This window comes from Kitasatospora sp. NPDC058162, from assembly GCF_042884005.1.
Classification (GTDB): Bacteria; Actinomycetota; Actinomycetes; order Streptomycetales; family Streptomycetaceae; genus Kitasatospora.
Window position 1 is genome coordinate 564,733 of sequence record NZ_JBHVUS010000001.1, and the last position, 16,538, is coordinate 581,270.

Below are 16,538 nucleotides of genomic sequence, written 5' to 3' on the forward strand. Positions count from 1 at the left end.
ACGGTCGCACCGGCATCGAGCGTGCCGACCAGCGTCCAGGTCCGCGTCTCACCGACCTGGATCTCCACCCCCGGGCAGGTCGCCGTCCCGCCCGCGATCGGACAGGCCGTACCGTCATCCGCCGTCATCGACGGGTCCGCCACCCCGGCCGGGACCTGGTCGGCCACGACCACGTCCCGGGCGACGGACGGCCCCCGGTTGGTGACGGCCACCTGCCACTCGACCCGCTGCCCGGGCACCACCGGATCGGTCAGCAGCGCCTTCGACACCGACAGGCGCGCCTCCGCCACCGGCCCGGTCGAGGGACTGGCCACCGCCGTATGGGTACCGGTGCTCGGGTCCGGACCGCCGGTGACGAGCGCGGTGTTGGTCGGGGTCACCGTGGCACCGGGGTCGAGCATGCCGCTCAGCGTCCAGGTCAGCAGGCCACCGACCGGGATCTCGACGGCCGGACAGGTCGCGGTCCCATTGGCGATCGGGCACACGGCGCCGTCCTGCGCCGCCATCGACGCATCCAGCACCCCGGCCGGGACCCGGTCGGTGACGACCACGTTCCGCGCCCGCGAGGGCCCGTCATTGGCCACCGAGACCTGCCACTGGATCCGCTGCCCGGGGACGACCGGATTCGTCAGCAGCACCTTCGACACGGTGAGGTGCGCCTGCGGCTCAGGAGTACCGCTCGGCGAAGCCACGGCCGTGTGCGTCGGCGTGCTCGGATCCGGACCGCCGGTGACGGTCACCGAGTTCGTCGGCGTGACCGTGGCATTCGCGTCCAGCGTGCCGGTGAGCGTCCAGCTCACCGAGCCACCCGCCTCGATCTCCACCGCAGGACACGTCGCCGTCCCGCCACTGATCGGGCAGACGGTCCCGTCCGCCGCCGTCATCGCGGCATTGCTGACCCCCGACGGCACCTGATCGGTCACGACCACGTTCCGTGCCCGCGAGGGCCCATTGTTGGTCACCGTCACCCGCCACTGCACCTGCTGCCCCGGAACAACCGGATTCGTCAGCAGCACCTTCGACACCGTCAGGTGCGCCTGCGGCACGGGAGTGCCGCTCGGCGAAGCCACCGCCGTATGCGTGGGCGTGCTCGCATCCGGACCACCGGTGACCGTCACCGAGTTCGTCGGCGTCACCGTCGCATTCGCATCCAACGTGCCGGTGAGCATCCAACTCATCGAACCACCCGCCTCGATCTCCACCGCAGGACACGTCGCCCTACCGTTCGCAATCGGACATGCCGTCCCGTCCGCCGCCGTCATCGACGCGCTCGACACGCCAGCTGGCACCTGATCGGTAACGACCACGTTCCGAGCCTGCGACGGCCCGTTGTTGGTCACCGTCACCCGCCACTGCACCCGCTGCCCGGGAACGACCGGGTTCGTCAGCAGCACCTTCGACACCGACAGGTGCGCCTGCGGCTCAGGAGTGCCGCTCGGCGAAGCCACCGCCGTATGCGTCGGCGTACTCGGGTCCGGCCCACCAGTGACGGTGACCGAGTTGGTCGGCGTCACGGTCGCATTCGCATCCAGCGTGCCGGTGAGCATCCAGCTCACCGAACCACCCGCCTCGATCTCCACCGCAGGACACGTCGCCCTACCGTTCGCAATCGGACATGCCGTCCCGTCCGCCGCCGTCATCGACGCGCTCGACACACCGACCGGCACCTGATCGCTCACGACCACGTTCCGAGCCCGCGACGGCCCGTTGTTGGTCACCGTCACCCGCCACTGGATCTGCTGCCCCGGCACCACCGGGTTCGTGACCAGCACCTTCGACACGGACAGATTCGCCTCCGGCGAAGGCGAGTTCGACGGCGAAGCCACCGCCGTATGCGTGGGCGTGCTCGGATCCGGACCACCGGTGACGGTCACCGAGTTGGTCGGCGTCACCGTCGCATTCGCATCCAATGTGCCGGTGAGCGTCCAGCTCACCGAACCACCAACCTCGATCTCCACCGCCGGACAGGTCGCCGTCCCGCCACTGATCGAGCAGACGGTGCCGTCCGCCGCCGTCATCGACGCGTTCGACACGCCAGCTGGCACCTGGTCTGTCACGACCACATTCCGTGCCCGCGAGGGCCCGTTGTTGGTCACCGTCACCCGCCACTGCACCTGCTCCCCCGGCACCACCGGATTCGTCAGCAGCACCTTCGCCACGGTCAGACTCGCCTGCGGCGAGGGCGAGTTCGACGGCGAAGCCACCGCCGTATGCGTGGGCGTGCTCGGATCCGGACCACCGGTGACCGTCACCGAGTTGGTCGGCGTCACCGTCGCATTCGCATCCAACGTGCCGGTGAGCGTCCAGCTCAGCGAACCACCAACCTCGATCTCCACCGCCGGACACGTCGCCGTCCCGCCGCTGATCGAGCAGGCAGTCCCATCGGAGGCCATCATGCTCGGACTGTTCACACCGGCCGGTACGGCATCCGTGACAACGACGTTGCGCGCCCGCGAGGGCCCGTTGTTGGTCACCGTCACCCGCCACTGGATCTGCTGCCCCGGCACCACCGGATCAGTGACCAGCACCTTCGACACGGACAGATTCGCCTCCGGCGAGGGCGAGTTCGACGGAGACGCCACCGCCGTATGCGAGGACGCCCTCGGATCCGGCCCACCCGTCACCGTCACCGAGTTCGTCGGCGTCACCGTGGCATTCGCATCCAACGTGCCGGACAACGTCCACGTCACCGACGAGCCCGCAGGAATCTCCACCGCCGGACACGTCGCCGTCCCACCACTGATCGGGCAGACGCTCCCGTCCGCCGCCGTCATCGACGCATTCGACACCCCAGTCGGCACCTGATCGGTCACCACCACATTCCGCGCCCGCGACGGCCCATGGTTCGTCACCGTCACCCGCCACTGCACCTGCTGCCCCGGCACCACCGGATTCGTCAGCAGCACCTTCGACACCGACAGATTCGCCTGCGGCGACGGCGAGTTCGACGGCGAAGCCACCGCCGTATGCGAGGACGCCGTCGGATCCGGCCCACCCGTCACCGTCACCGAGTTCGTCGGCGTGACCGTGGCGTCGGCGGCGAGCGTCCCGCTCAGCGTGTACGAGGCCGCCTGCCCGACCTCCAGCTCGATCGCGGGGCAGGTCGCGACGCCGTTGGCGATCGGGCACTTGGTACCGTCCTCGTCCGAGGCCATCATGGCGCCGGACACGCCGTCCGGCACCCGGTCGGTGACCACGACGTTCCGCGCCCGCGACGGACCACCATTCGTCACCGTCACCCGCCACTGGATCGTCCCGCCCGGCACCACCGGGTCGGTCACCAGCACCTTGGCCAGGCTCAGCCGCGCCTGCGGCGAGGGCGAGCCGATGGGCGAGGCCACCGCCGTGTGGGCGGTCGTGCTCGGGTCCGGGCCGCCGGTCACCACGGCGGTGTTGCCCGGCACTGTGGTCGCGTCCTGGGCGAGGGTGCCGGAGAGCGTGTACGTCGCCGTCCCGCCGACCGGGATCTCGACCCCCGGGCAGGTCGCCACACCACCGCTGATCGGGCAGGCCGCCTTGGTCGCGTCCGGCGAGAGCGAGGCGCCGACGACGCCGTCCGGGATCCGGTCGCTGACCACGACGTTCCGGGCCTGGCTCGGCCCGTTGTTGGTCACGCTGATCCGCCACTCGATGGGCTGCCCGGGTACGACCGGGTCGGTGCGCAGCACCTTCGACACCGTCAGGCGGGCCTGCGGCACGACCGTCTCGCTGGCCTGCGCGGTCGCCGTGTGGGCCGTCGCCGTCGGGTCGGGCCCGCCGGTGACGACGGCGACGTTGGCCGGGGTGCTGGTCGCCGCCGGGTCGAGCGTCCCGGTGACGGTGTAGGAGAGGGTGCCGTCGGCCGGGATCTCGACGGCCGGGCAGGTCGCCACACCACCGCTGATCGGGCAGGCCGAGCCGTCAGTGTCCGAGGTCATCCCCGGGGCGTTGACCATGGCCGGGATGGTGTCGGTCACGACCACGTTCCGGGCCCGCGAGGGACCGCGGTTGGTCACCGTCACCCGCCACTGGATCTGCTGTCCGGGGACGACCGGATTGGTCAGCAGCACCTTGGCGATGCTCAGATTCGCCTGCGGGATGGGCGAGTTGGACGGCGAGGCCACCGCCGTGTGCGCCGTCGCACTCGGGTCGGGACCGCCCGTCACCACCGCCGTGTTCGTCGGCGTGGTGGTCGCGTTCGGGTCCAGCGTTCCGGTCAGCGTGTACGAGTCCGTCTGCCCGACCTCCAGCTCGATCGCCGGGCACACCGCCGTACCGTTGGTGATCGGACACCGGCTCGCGTCGGCGTCCGACTGGAGGACGGCGTCGGCGACCCCGTCCGGGATCCGGTCGCTGACGACGACGTTCCGGGCCCGCGACGGACCGTTGTTGGTCACCGAGACCCGCCACTGGATCTTCTCCCCCGGCACCACCGGGTTCGTCAGCAGCACCTTCGCCACGGTCAGACTCGCCTGCGGCGAGGGCGAGTTGGACGACGAGGCCACCGCCGTGTGCGCCGTCGCACTCGGGTCGGGACCGCCCGTCACCACCGCCGTGTTCGTCGGCGTGACGGTCGCGTCCTGCATGAGCGTGCCGCTCAGCGTGTACGACACGCTCTGCCCGACCTCCAGCTCGATCGCCGGGCACACGGCCGTCCCGTTCGCGACCGGGCAGACGCTCCCGTCGGTGGCGGTCATGCTCGCACCGCTGACACCGTCCGGCACCCGGTCCGTGACCACGACGTTCCGGGCCCGCGAGGGCCCGTTGTTCGTGACGGTCACCCGCCACTGGATCTGCTGCCCAGGCACCACCGGGTTGGTCACCAGGACCTTGGCAATGCTCAGATTCGCCTGCGGTGAGGGCGAGTTGGACGGAGAAGCCACCGCCGTGTGCGTCGGCGTGCTCGGATCCGGCCCACCCGTCACCACCACCGTGTTCGTCGGCGTGACGGTCGCATTCGGGTCCAGCGTGCCGGACAGCGTCCAGCTCATCGTCTGCCCAGCCGCGATCTCCACCGCCGGACACGTCGCCACACCATTGCCGATCGGGCACCCCGTGCCGTCCTGCGCGGTCATCGACGCATTCGACACCCCGGCCGGCACCTGGTCGGTCACCGCCACGTTGCGCGCCCGCGAGGGACCGTTGTTCGTCACCGACACCCGCCACTGGATCTGCTGACCCGGCACCACCGGATCGGTGACCAGCACCTTCGAGACGGTCAGATTCGCCTGCGGCGACGGCGAGTTCGAAGGGGACGCCACCGCCGTGTGCGAGGACGCCGTCGGATCCGGACCACCTGTCACCGTCACGGTGTTCGTCGGCGTGACGGTCGCGTTCGCGTCGAGTGTGCCGGACAACGTCCAGGTCAACGTCTGCCCAGCCGCAATCTCCACCGCCGGACACGTCGCCACACCGCTACCGATCGGACAGATGACACCGTCCGCATCAGCCGCCATCGAGGCACCGTTCACCCCGGCCGGCACCTGATCCGTCACCACCACGTTCCGCGCCCGCGACGGACCGTTGTTCGTCACCGACACCCGCCACTGCACCCGCTGCCCAGGCACCACAGGGTTGGTGAGAAGGGACTTCGAAACCGTCAGATTCGCCTGCGGAGAGGGCGAGTTCGACGGCGAAGCCACCGCCGTGTGCGTCGGCGTGCTCGGATCCGGCCCGCCCGTCACCACCGCCGTGTTCGTCGGCGTGACGGTTGCGTTCGCGTCCAGCGTGCCCGACAGCGTCCAGGTCAGCGTCTGCCCAGCCGCAATCTCCACCGCCGGACACGTCGCCACACCATTCCCGATCGGACAGATGACACCGTCCGCATCAGCCGCCATCGAGGCACCGTTCACCCCGGCCGGCACCTGATCCGTCACCACCACGTTCCGCGCCCGCGACGGACCACCGTTCGTCACCGACACCCGCCACTGCACCCGCTGCCCAGGCACCACCGGGTCGGTCAACAGCACCTTCGACACCGACAGATTCGCCTGCGGCGAAGGCGAGTTCGACGGGGACGCCACCGCCGTATGCGTCGACACCGACGGATCCGGCCCACCTGTCACCACCACCGTGTTCGTCGGCGTGACCGTGGCGTCCTGGGCCAGCGTTCCGGTCAGGGTCCAGATCGCGGAGGAGCCCACCGGGATCTCCACGGCCGGGCAGGTCGCCGTCCCACCGCTGATCGGGCAGACGGTACCGTCCGAGGCCGTCATGCTCGGGCCGTTCACACCGGCCGGCACAGCATCCGTGACCACGACGTTCCGCGCCCGCGAAGGACCGTTGTTCATGACGGTCACCCGCCACTGAATCTGCTGCCCCGGCACCACGGGGTCGGTGAGCAGCACCTTGGACACCGTGAGGTTGGCCTGCGGCGTCGGCGACGAGGTCGGCGAGGCGACCGCTGTACGGGCCGTGGCCGACGGGTCCGGCCCACCTGTCACCACCGCCGTGTTCGTCGGCGTCGTCGTCGCATTGGGGTCGAGCGTGCCGACCAGCGTCCACGTGAGGGTCTGCCCGGCCGGGATCTCGACGGCCGGGCAGGTTGCCGTCCCACCCGCGATGGGGCAGTTGGCGCCGTCCGCGTCCGCCGTCATGGACGCACTGGTGACACTCGCCGGCACCTGGTCGGTCACCACCACATTCCGCGCCCGCGAAGGCCCGCTATTGGTCACCGTCACCCGCCACTGCACCTGCTGGCCCGGCACCACCGGACTCGTCAACAGCGCCTTGGAGATGCTCAGCCCGGCCTGCGGCGTCGGCGAGCCGGTCGGCGAGGCCACCGCCGTGTGCGAGGACGCCGTCGGATCGGGGCCACCCGTCACGGTCACGCCGTTGGTCGGCGTCACCGTCGCATTCGGGTCCAGGGTCCCGGACAACGTCCAGGTCATCGTCTGCCCCGCCGGAATCTCCACCGCCGGACAGGTGGCGACACCATTGCTGATCGAGCAGTTGGACCCGTCCGATCCCGTCATCGACGGGTTCGACACCCCGGCCGGCACCTGATCGCTGACCACCACGTTCCGCGCCCGCGAGGGCCCGTTGTTGGTCACCGAAACCTGCCACTGGATCTGCTGCCCGGGCACCACCGGGTTCGTCACCAGCACCTTCGACACCGTCAGATTCGCCTGCGGCGAAGGCGAGTTCGACGGCGAAGCCACCGCCGTATGCGTCGACACCGACGGATCCGGCCCACCCGTCACCGTCACCGTATTGCCAGGCGTGACAGTCGCATCGGACGCAAGCGTCCCCGTCAGCGTCCAGCTCAACGTCTGCCCAGCCGCGATCTCCACCGCCGCACACGTCGCAACACCGTTACTGATCGGACAGTTCGCCCCATCCGCATCACCCCGCATCGAGGCATCGTTCACCCCCGCCGGCACCTGATCCGTCACCACCACATTCCGCGCCCGCGACGGGCCATTGTTGGTCACCGACACCCGCCACTGCACCTGCTCCCCCGGCACCACCGGATTCGTCAGCAACACCTTCGACACCGACAGATTCGCCTGCGGTGAAGGCGAGTTGGACGGTGAGGCCACTGCCGTATGCGTCGACACCGAAGGATCCGGCCCACCAGTCACCGTCACCGTATTACCGGGCGTGGCAGTCGCATTGGAGTCCAGCGTCCCGGACAGCGTCCACATCATCGTCTGCCCCGCCGCGATCTCCACCGCCGGACATGTGGCAACCCCGTTGCTGATCGGACAGTTGGTCCCGTCCGAAGCCGTCATCGAGGCACCGGAAACCCCCGACGGCACCTGGTCCGTCACCACCACATTCCGAGCCCGCGAAGGCCCGCCATTCGTCACCGACACCCGCCACTGGATCTGCTGCCCGGGAACGACCGGGTTGGTGAGCAGCACCTTCGAGACAGTGAGGTTCGCGCGGGGCGAGGGCGAGGAGGTCGCCGAGGCAACGGCGGTGTGCGCGGTGGTCGACGGATCGGGACCGCCGGTGACGACCGCCGTGTTGGTCGGCGTCGTCGTCGCGCCGGAGTCCAGCATCCCGGACAGCGTCCACGTCAGGGTCTGCCCGGCCGGGATCTCTACCGCCGGGCACGTCGCAACGCCGTTGCTGATCAGGCAGGTTGCTCCGTCCGCGTCGGCCTTCATCGACGCGCCGTTCACCCCCGCCGGCACCTGGTCCGTCACCACGACGTTCCGCGCCCGCGAAGGACCATTGTTGGTCACCGTCACGCGCCACTGCACCTGCTGTCCCGGCACGACCGGGTCGGTGAGCAGCACCTTCGAGACGACCAGACTCGCCTGCGGGGACGGCGACGAGGTCGGCGAAGCCACCGCCGTATGCGTCGACACCGACGGATCCGGCCCACCCGTGACCGTCACGGCGTTCGTCGGCGTCACCGTCGAATCCGACGAGAGCGTTCCGGTCAGGGTCCAGGTCGCGGAGGAGCCCGCCGGGATCTCCACAGCCGGACAGGTCGCCGTCCCGCCGCTGATCGGACAGGCGGTCCCGTCCGACGCCGTCATGCTCGGGTCGATCACACCGGCCGGCACGGCGTCCGTGACCACGACATTGCGCGCCCGCGAGGGACCGTTGTTCATGACGGTCACCCGCCACTGGATCTGCCGGCCGGGCACCACCGGATCGGTCAACAGCACCTTGGACACCGTGAGGCTGGCCTGCGGCGTCGGCGAGGAGGTCGGCGAGGCCACCGCCGTACGAGCTGTGGCCGACGGGTCCGGCCCGCCGGTGACCACCGCCGTGTTCGTCGGCGTCGTCGTCGCATCGGGGTCGAGCGTGCCACTCAGCGTCCAGCTCGCGGACGAGCCCGCCGGAATCTCCACCGCCGGACACGTCGCGACACCGCTGGCGATCGGACAGTTGGCGCCGTCGGCGTCCGCCGTCATCGACGCACCGGAAACCCCCACCGGCACCTGATCCGTCACCACCACGTTCCGCGCCCGCGACGGACCACCATTCGTCACCGTCACCCGCCACTGCACCTGCTGCCCCGGCACCACCGGACTCGTCAACAGCGCCTTGGAGATGCCCAGCCCGGCCTGCGGCGTCGGCGAGCCGGTCGGCGAGGCCACCGCCGTGTGGCTGGAGGCGGTCGGGTCCGGCCCACCCGTCACGGTCACGCCGTTGGTCGGCGTCACCGTCGCATTCGGGTCCAGCGTGCCGGACAACGTCCACGTCATCGTCTGCCCCGCCGGAATCTCCACCGCCGGGCAGGTCGCAACACCGCTGGCGATCGGGCAGTTGGAGCCATCAGCACCCGTCATCGTCGCACCGCCGACCCCGGCCGGCACCTGGTCCGTCACCACCACATTCCGCGCCCGCGACGGACCGTTGTTCGTCACCGACACCTGCCACTGGATCTGCCGCCCGGGCACCACCGGGTTCGTCACCAGCACCTTCGACACCGACAGATTCGCCTGCGGCGACGGCGAGTTCGATGGAGACGCCACCGCCGTATGCGTCGACACCGACGGATCCGGCCCACCCGTCACCGTCACCGTATTAACGGGCGTGGCAGTCGCATCGGACGCAAGCGTCCCCGTCAGCGTCCAGCTCAACGTCTGCCCAGCCGCGATCTCCACCGCCGCACACGTCGCGACGCCACCATTGATCGGGCAGTTCGCCCCATCAGCATCAGCCCGCATCGAGGCATCGTTCACCCCCGCCGGCACCTGATCCGTCACCACCACATTCCGCGCCCGCGACGGACCGTTGTTCGTCACCGAAACCCGCCACTGCACCTGCTCCCCCGGCACGACCGGATTCGTCGGCAACACCTTCGAAACGGTCAGATTCGCCTGCGGTGAAGGCGAGTTCGACGGATACGCCACCGCCGTATGCGTCGACACCGACGGATCCGGCCCACCCGTCACCGTCACCGTATTACCGGGCGTGACAGTCGCATCGGACGCAAGCGTCCCCGTCAGCGTCCAGCTCAACGTCTGCCCAGCCGCGATCTCCACCGCCGCACACGTCGCAACACCGTTACTGATCGGGCAGTTCGCCCCATCCGCGTCAGCCTTCATCGAGGCACCGGAGACCCCCGCCGGCACCTGATCCGTCACCACCACGTTCCGCGCCCGCGACGGACCACCGTTCGTCACCGACACCCGCCACTGCACCTGCTCCCCCGGCACCACCGGGTTCGTCAGCAGCACCTTCGACACCGACAGGCTGGCCTGCGGCGAAGGCGACGAGGTCGGCGAAGCCACCGCCGTATGCGTCGACACCGACGGATCCGGACCACCCGTCACCGTCACCGTATTACCGGGCGTGACAGTCGCATTGGAGTCCAGCGTCCCCGTCAGCGTCCAGTTCAGCGCCTGGCCGGCCGGGATCTCCACCGCCGGGCAGGTCGCGACGCCGCCGCTGATCGGGCAGGAGGTGCGGTTCGGCCCGATCATGACCGCGTTACTGACCCCGGCCGGGATCTGGTCGCTGACCACCACGTTCCGGGCGCGCGAGGGCCCGGCGTTGAAGACGTTGATCTGCCACTGGATCTGCTGCCCGGGCACCACCGGGTTGGTCACCAGCGTCTTCGAGACGGTCAGGCCGGCCTGCGGCGCGGGCGTGGCGGTCGGCGAGGCCACGGCGGTGTGCGAGGACGCGGACGGGTCGGGCCCGCCCGTGACCGTCACCGTGTTCGTCGGCGTCACCGTCGCGTTCGGGTCGAGCGAGCCGCTCAGCGTCCAGCTCGCGGACGAGCCAGCCGGGATCTCCACCGCCGGACACGTCGCGACGCCACCGCTGATCGGACAGTTGGCCGCACCGGAGTCCGCCGTCATCGAGGCACCGGAGACCCCCGCCGGCACCTGATCCGTCACCACCACGTTCCGCGCCCGCGAAGGACCACCGTTCGTCACCGTCACCCGCCACTGCACCTGCTGCCCGGGCACCACCGGACTCGTCAGCAACGCCTTCGACACGGTCAGGTTCGCCTGCGGCGTCGGCGAGGAGGTCGGCGTAGCGACCGCCGTACGGGCCGTGGCCGACGGATCGGGACCACCCGTCACCACAGCCGTGTTCGTCGGCGTCGTCGTCCCATCGGGGTCGAGCGTGCCACTCAGCGTCCAACTCGCGGACGAGCCAGCCGGGATCTCCACCGCCGGACACGTCGCGACGCCACCACTGATCGGACAGTTCGCCCCTCCCGCGTCAGCCGTCATCGAGGCACCGGAGACCCCCGCCGGCACCTGATCCGTCACCACCACGTTCCGCGCCCGCGACGGACCGCCATTCGTCACCGTCACCCGCCACTGCACCTGCTGCCCGGGCACCACCGGACTCGTCAGCAGCGTCTTCGCGATGCTCAGGACGGCCTGCGGCGCGGGCGTCACGGTCGGCGAGGCGACGGCGGTGCGCGAGGACGCCGACGGGTCGGGACCCCCGGTCACCACCGCCGTGTTCGTCGGCGTCACCGTCGCGTTCGGGTCGAGCGTGCCGGTCAGGGTCCAGCTGGCGGTGCCGTTGACCGGGATGGTGACGCCCGGGCAGGTCGCGGTGCCGTTGCCGATCGAACACGCCGAGGAGTCCTGGTCGTTGACCATGGAGGGTCCCGTGACCCCGGCCGGGATCTGGTCGGTGACCTGCACGTTGCGGGCCGTCGAGGGGCCGTTGTTGGTGACCTTGACCTGCCACTTGATCGGCTGGCCCGGCACCACCGGATTCGTCAGCAGCACCTTCGACACGACCAGGTTCGCCTTGCGGTCCGGCGGGATCGGGTTGGCGGCGCTGGTGCAGTCGGGCGAGCAGTTCGGGTCGGTGGCCCCGCTCGGCGGCGTCACGGTGGCCCGGTTGTCCAGGGCCCCGTTGGCGTCCGCCGGCACCGTGCCGGTGAGCCGGTAGGTCACCTGGCTCCCCGCGAGGACGTCGACCGTCGTGTTGATGTTGCCGGTGCCGGACGCGGTGCTGCCGCAACTGCTCCCGCCACTGGCCGTGCAGCTCCAGGTGAAGTTCTGGAGCGTGGCGGGCACGGTGTCCCGGACGGAGGTGCCGACGGCGTCCGAGGGGCCGTTGTTCTTCACGACGATGGTGTAGGTCAGCGGCTGCCCGGGCACGTACGGGTTCTTGTCGGGCGTCTTGGTCACCGACAGTCCGGTGGTCACCCGTCCCGGGGTGTCGACGGTGCTGGAGCAGGTCGGTCCGCAGTTCGGGTCCGTCGTGGCATTGGGGCGGGTCACGGTCGCGGTGTTCGAGAGCGTGCCCGTGGTCCCGGACGGGACGGTGCCCGTCACCGTGTACGTCACGGAGTCGTTCACCGCGATCGTCGCCGTCGTGTCGATGCTGCCCGTGCCGCTCCCGTCGCCGCAGCCGCTGCTCCTGGAGCCGGGCGCGCAGGTCCAGGTGAACCCGGACAGCGCGGACGGCAGTGCGTCCCGGACCGCCGCGCCGACGGCGGGCGCCGGCCCGGCGTTGCTGACCACCACGGTGTAGGTGAGGGCCTGCCCCGGGACGTACGTGGTCGGGGAGGCCGTCTTCCTGATGGACAGGCCGGTCTGGGTCACCCACTCCAGGGTGACCTCGCCGTTGCCGCCGTCGGTGGTGCCGCCGCCGTTGCCGATGCCGGAGCTGTAGAGCGGGTCGCTGCTTCCGGCGGCCGGGCCGCCCTTGCCGTTGGCGGCGCTGTTGGCGCCGGCCGTGGTCTGCGCGCTGGTCACCCCGGTGCCGCCGGTGTAGCCGGAGCCGCCGCCGCCCATGCCGTTCAGCTCCGCGGAGCTCTGGCCCTGGCAGGCGCCGCCACCGCCGCCGTACAGGCCGCCGCCGCCACCGCCGCCGCCCTCGTTGTTGTTGGGTGCGCCGCTGCCGCCGAGGAACCGGCTTCCCGCCGTCGGGCTGCCGCAGCTGGTCTGGGTGGCGGCCGCGCCGCCGGCGCTCTGGGTGCCGCCGCGGCCGGAGCTCGCCGGGCGGTTGTCCTGGCCTCCGCTGGTGCCGCCCCCGCCGCCGGCGGCGGGGGTGCCGGTGTCGGCGCCCGGCGAGGAACCGCCGCCGCCACCGGCGATCAGCAGCGGGGTGCCGCCGTAGTTGTCGCTCCACACGGCGCTCATGCCGCCGCCGCTGGCGCCGGTCGCCAGGCCGCCGCTGGACCCGCCCCGGCCGCCGGGACCGCCGCCGCCGTACACCGCGGTGGTCCGGTTCATCAGTCCGGCCTGGCCGGAGGTGATGGTCAGGCTCTGGCCCGGCGTCACGGCGATGGTCCCCGTGGTGTAGCCGCCGCCACCGCCGCCGAACTGGCCGGTGTAGTAGGCGGTCGGCGAGCCGCCGCCACCGCCGCCCCACAGCCGCGCGTAGACGCTGGTGACACCGGCGGGCACGGTGAAGGTCTGGTCGCCGCCGCTGTAGGTGAACCGGGTGCAGTTGGTGAAGTTGCCGGTCGGCGTGCACGCCACCAGCGCCCGCTGCTCCTCGGACGGCCCCTGCGGCGCGTACGCGGGCGGGGCGGCGGCCAGCGCGAGCCCGCTCTGGGGCGCCAGGCAGAGCAGCGCGAGCACACCGCGCATGGCCGTCGAGAACCGACCGCCGAGCATCGACCTCACCGGAGCCATCCGGCGTCTCCTCTCGCGACCGCCCGGCCGCGGGGACGCGGCCGGGCGGACAACACGACAGTCACGCGAATGCCCGCGTGCGCGATCAAGAGAATTGCCGAGGTCGAGCCCAGAGACGGATGACCTGACATCGTGTCATCGGTTTTTCATATCAAAATGCCCGCTTTCGGCCCATCCCCGACTACCGTTCGGCGCAGCAGGCGGGCGGCAACGGGGGCGAGCGCGAGAGCAAAACGAAGGTGGGCCGGCCCAGAGGACCGGCCCACCCCACGAGCGACCCGTCACCCAAAGGCCGGCACCGTGTCCAGGATCGCCAGCCGCGCGTTGGCCGTCCTGATGCTGCCGCAGAGCACCTGCGCGCCGCCGATGCGGTAGTCCTCCCCGCTGCCGGCCGCCTTGATGACGGCGCCCTGCAGCGAGTTGTACTGCTTGTCCTGGAGGTCGTCCTTGCGCAGGTCGCGGACGACGATGAGCTTGCGGACGAGGTCGCCGGCGCCCTGCTGGGTGGCGAGGGTCTTCTTCTGGTCGTCCGTCAGCTTGGCGAAGGCGGCGTCGTTCGGGGCGAAGACCGTGACGTTCTCCATCGAGTCGAAGATGTCCTTGGCCTTGGCGGTCTTGACCAGCGCGGACAGCTGGGCGAGGTCCTTGGTCTGGTCGATCGCGGTCAGCACGGGCATGCCGCGCATCGCGTCGAGGCTGCCGGGGCCCTCGCCGGGCAGCGCCGCGCAGGCCTGGCCGAAGGCCTTCTCCGGCGGCGGGGGCGCGACGGCGACCGGGCCGGGCGCGTCGACCCCGCCGCAGCCGGCGAGCGGGGCGAGGACGAGCGCCAGGGCCACGAGCATGGCGGGGCGGTGGGTGCGACGGCTCATTGCTGAGGTCCTCCTAGGGGAACCGGTCGAATCGTGCCGGATGCGCCGATACGCCCCAGATAGTCGCACCACGCCGCGCCGCCCGACGGGAGGTCAGGCCCGCCCCGCCCCGCCCGTCACCCGTCCGCCACCCGCCACCCGCCGCGGGGCGCACGGCGCGCCGCCGTACGCAGGGCCTCAGGCGCGGAAGGCCGCGAGCAGCTTGTCGGTGAGGCGGTCGAGGTGGTCGGGGGCGGTCGGGGTGTGGACGACCGCGAGGCGCCAGTAGAGCGGGCCGACGAGGAGGTCGAGGGCGATCCCGCGGTCCAGGTCGGCGGGGAGTTCGCCGCGGTCGACCGCCCGTTCCAGGAGCTCCGTGGCCTTGGCCCGCCGGGTGTCGCGGACGGTGCTGAACAGCGCCTCGGCCAGTTCGGGGTTGCGGCCGCCCTCGGCGATCAGGTCGGGGATGATCCTCGCCGGGAGCGGCTGGCGCAGCGCGTCGGCGACCTCGGTGAGGAAGGCGAGGACGTCGCCGCGCAGGGTTCCGGTGTCGGCGGTCCCGGAGGCGTCGACGGCGACGGCGGAGACCAGGTCGACGGTCATCTCCAGCTTGGACGTCCAGCGGCGGTAGATGGCCGCCTTGCCCGCGCCGGCCCGCTTGGCGACCGCCTCCAGGGACAGCCGCGCGTAGCCGGCGGCCGCCAGTTCCTCGAAGAACGCGGCGGCGATGGCCTCGGTCACCGAGTCCTGGAGCACGGGTCCGCCGGGGAGTCTGCGCCCCGGGGGGCGGTCGGGGGCGGGGGGCGACGGCTGGGGCGCGGGGGTGCTGGGCATGGCCCGAACCTACACGAGCCGGAACGGTTGCGTCTCGACTAGGCGGGGTCTATCGTCGATGACAAAGGCGAGACGGAACCGTTCCGTCTCGACAATGGTCTGGGGTGCACCATGCGATTCCTGTACGAGGACGAGTCCTTCTCCTTCGAGGCGCTGCGCGCGGCCGGCTTCGCCAACGACGGCGGCGCCGACCTGGGCGAGGTCCTGACCATCCTCCGCAACGTCGGCGAGGGCGACGAGGAGGCCTGGCTGCGCGAGTGGAAGGGGACCGCGCAGCGCGTCCACGCCATCGGCACCGGCGCGCTCGCCGCCGGCCACCGGGTCAGCGCCCGCGAGGCCCTGCTGCGCGCCTCGAACTACTACCGCACCGCCGAGTTCTACCGCCGCGACGACCCCGCCCACGACCCCGAGGTCAAGGCGCTCTCCGCCCTCTCCCGCGAGACCTTCGCGACCGCCGCGAGGCTGCTGGACACCCCCGTCGAAGCCGTCCGCATCCCCTACGGGGACACCACCCTGCCCGGGTACCTCTTCCTCGTCGACGACTCCGGCCTCCCCCGCCCGACCGCCATCTTCACCAGCGGCTTCGACTCCACCCTGGAAGAGGCCTACTTCGTCATCGGCGCGGCCGCCCTGCGCCGCGGCTACAACGTGCTGGCCTACGACGGGCCCGGCCAGGGCGCCGCCCTGCGCGAGCAGGGGCTCGTGTTCCGCCCCGACTGGGAGGCCGTGGTCACCCCGGTGGTCGACTACGCGCTCACCCGGCCCGAGATCGCCCCCGACCGGCTCGCCCTGTTCGGCTACAGCCTCGGCGGCTACCTCACCGCCCGCGCCGCCGCCCACGAGCACCGCCTGGCCGCCCTCGTCCTGGACGACGGCCTGTACGACTACCACGACGCCCACCTCCGCATGATGCCGCCGTTCCTGCGGGACTGGGTCGAGTCCGGGCGCGACGACCTCGCCGACCCGGTGCTGAGCCTGCTGATGCAGGTGAGCACCCAGCTCCGCTGGGCCCTGCGCAACGGCGTGTGGACGTTCGGCGCCGCCTCCCCCACCGACTACATCCGCAGGACCGCCGACTACACCCTCGACGGCGTCGCCCAGCTCATCGACTGCCCCACCCTCGTCCTGGACGCCGAGGACGACCAGTTCTTCCGCGGCCAGGCCCAGCGCGTCGCCGCCGCCCTGACCTGCCCCCACACCCTGGTCACCCTCCCCGAGTCCGAAGGCGCGGGCGAGCACTGCCACATGGGCGCGATGGCCCGGTTCCAGCAGGTCACCTTCGACTGGCTCGACACCACCCTCGCCCCCTCGTCCGGGCCCGCTGCCTGACGGGGTGGTGCCCCGCCCG

Annotated in this window: 4 protein-coding genes; 1 reads left to right on the forward strand and 3 read right to left on the reverse strand. The window is 71.4% G+C overall.

Features of this window, described 5'->3' with window-relative positions; genetic code table 11:
* From ACFVXG_RS02280 to ACFVXG_RS02290, 3 genes are all read right to left on the reverse strand, one after another.
* Positions 1-13,508, reverse strand: a 13,508-nt coding sequence (locus ACFVXG_RS02280) for a hypothetical protein (protein ID WP_387923434.1), incomplete at its 3' end; no start/stop codon positions are given.
* Between the two features lie 281 nt (positions 13,509-13,789).
* Entirely contained in the window at positions 13,790-14,377 is a 588-nt protein-coding gene (locus ACFVXG_RS02285) for a fasciclin domain-containing protein (protein WP_387923436.1), read from the reverse strand.
* 177 nt (positions 14,378-14,554) lie between these two features.
* Positions 14,555-15,190, reverse strand: coding sequence for a TetR-like C-terminal domain-containing protein (locus ACFVXG_RS02290; RefSeq protein ID WP_387923438.1), 636 nt, complete (start codon positions 15,188-15,190; stop codon positions 14,555-14,557).
* Positions 15,191-15,301: 111 nt separating this feature from the next.
* Between ACFVXG_RS02290 and ACFVXG_RS02295 the strand changes: the two genes are divergently transcribed.
* Positions 15,302-16,519 carry an alpha/beta hydrolase family protein gene (locus ACFVXG_RS02295; protein ID WP_387923440.1) on the forward strand — a complete coding sequence of 406 codons (1,218 nt, stop codon included), beginning with the start codon at positions 15,302-15,304 and terminating at the stop codon, positions 16,517-16,519.
* Positions 16,520-16,538 lie beyond the last annotated feature (19 nt).

Coding starts and splice junctions, on each gene's coding strand:
- ACFVXG_RS02295 (WP_387923440.1), top strand. CDS start 15,302: ATGCGATTCCTGTACGAGGACGAGTCCTTCTCCTTCGAGGCGCTGCGC.
- ACFVXG_RS02285 (WP_387923436.1), bottom strand. CDS start 14,377: ATGAGCCGTCGCACCCACCGCCCCGCCATGCTCGTGGCCCTGGCGCTC.
- ACFVXG_RS02290 (WP_387923438.1), bottom strand. CDS start 15,190: ATGCCCAGCACCCCCGCGCCCCAGCCGTCGCCCCCCGCCCCCGACCGC.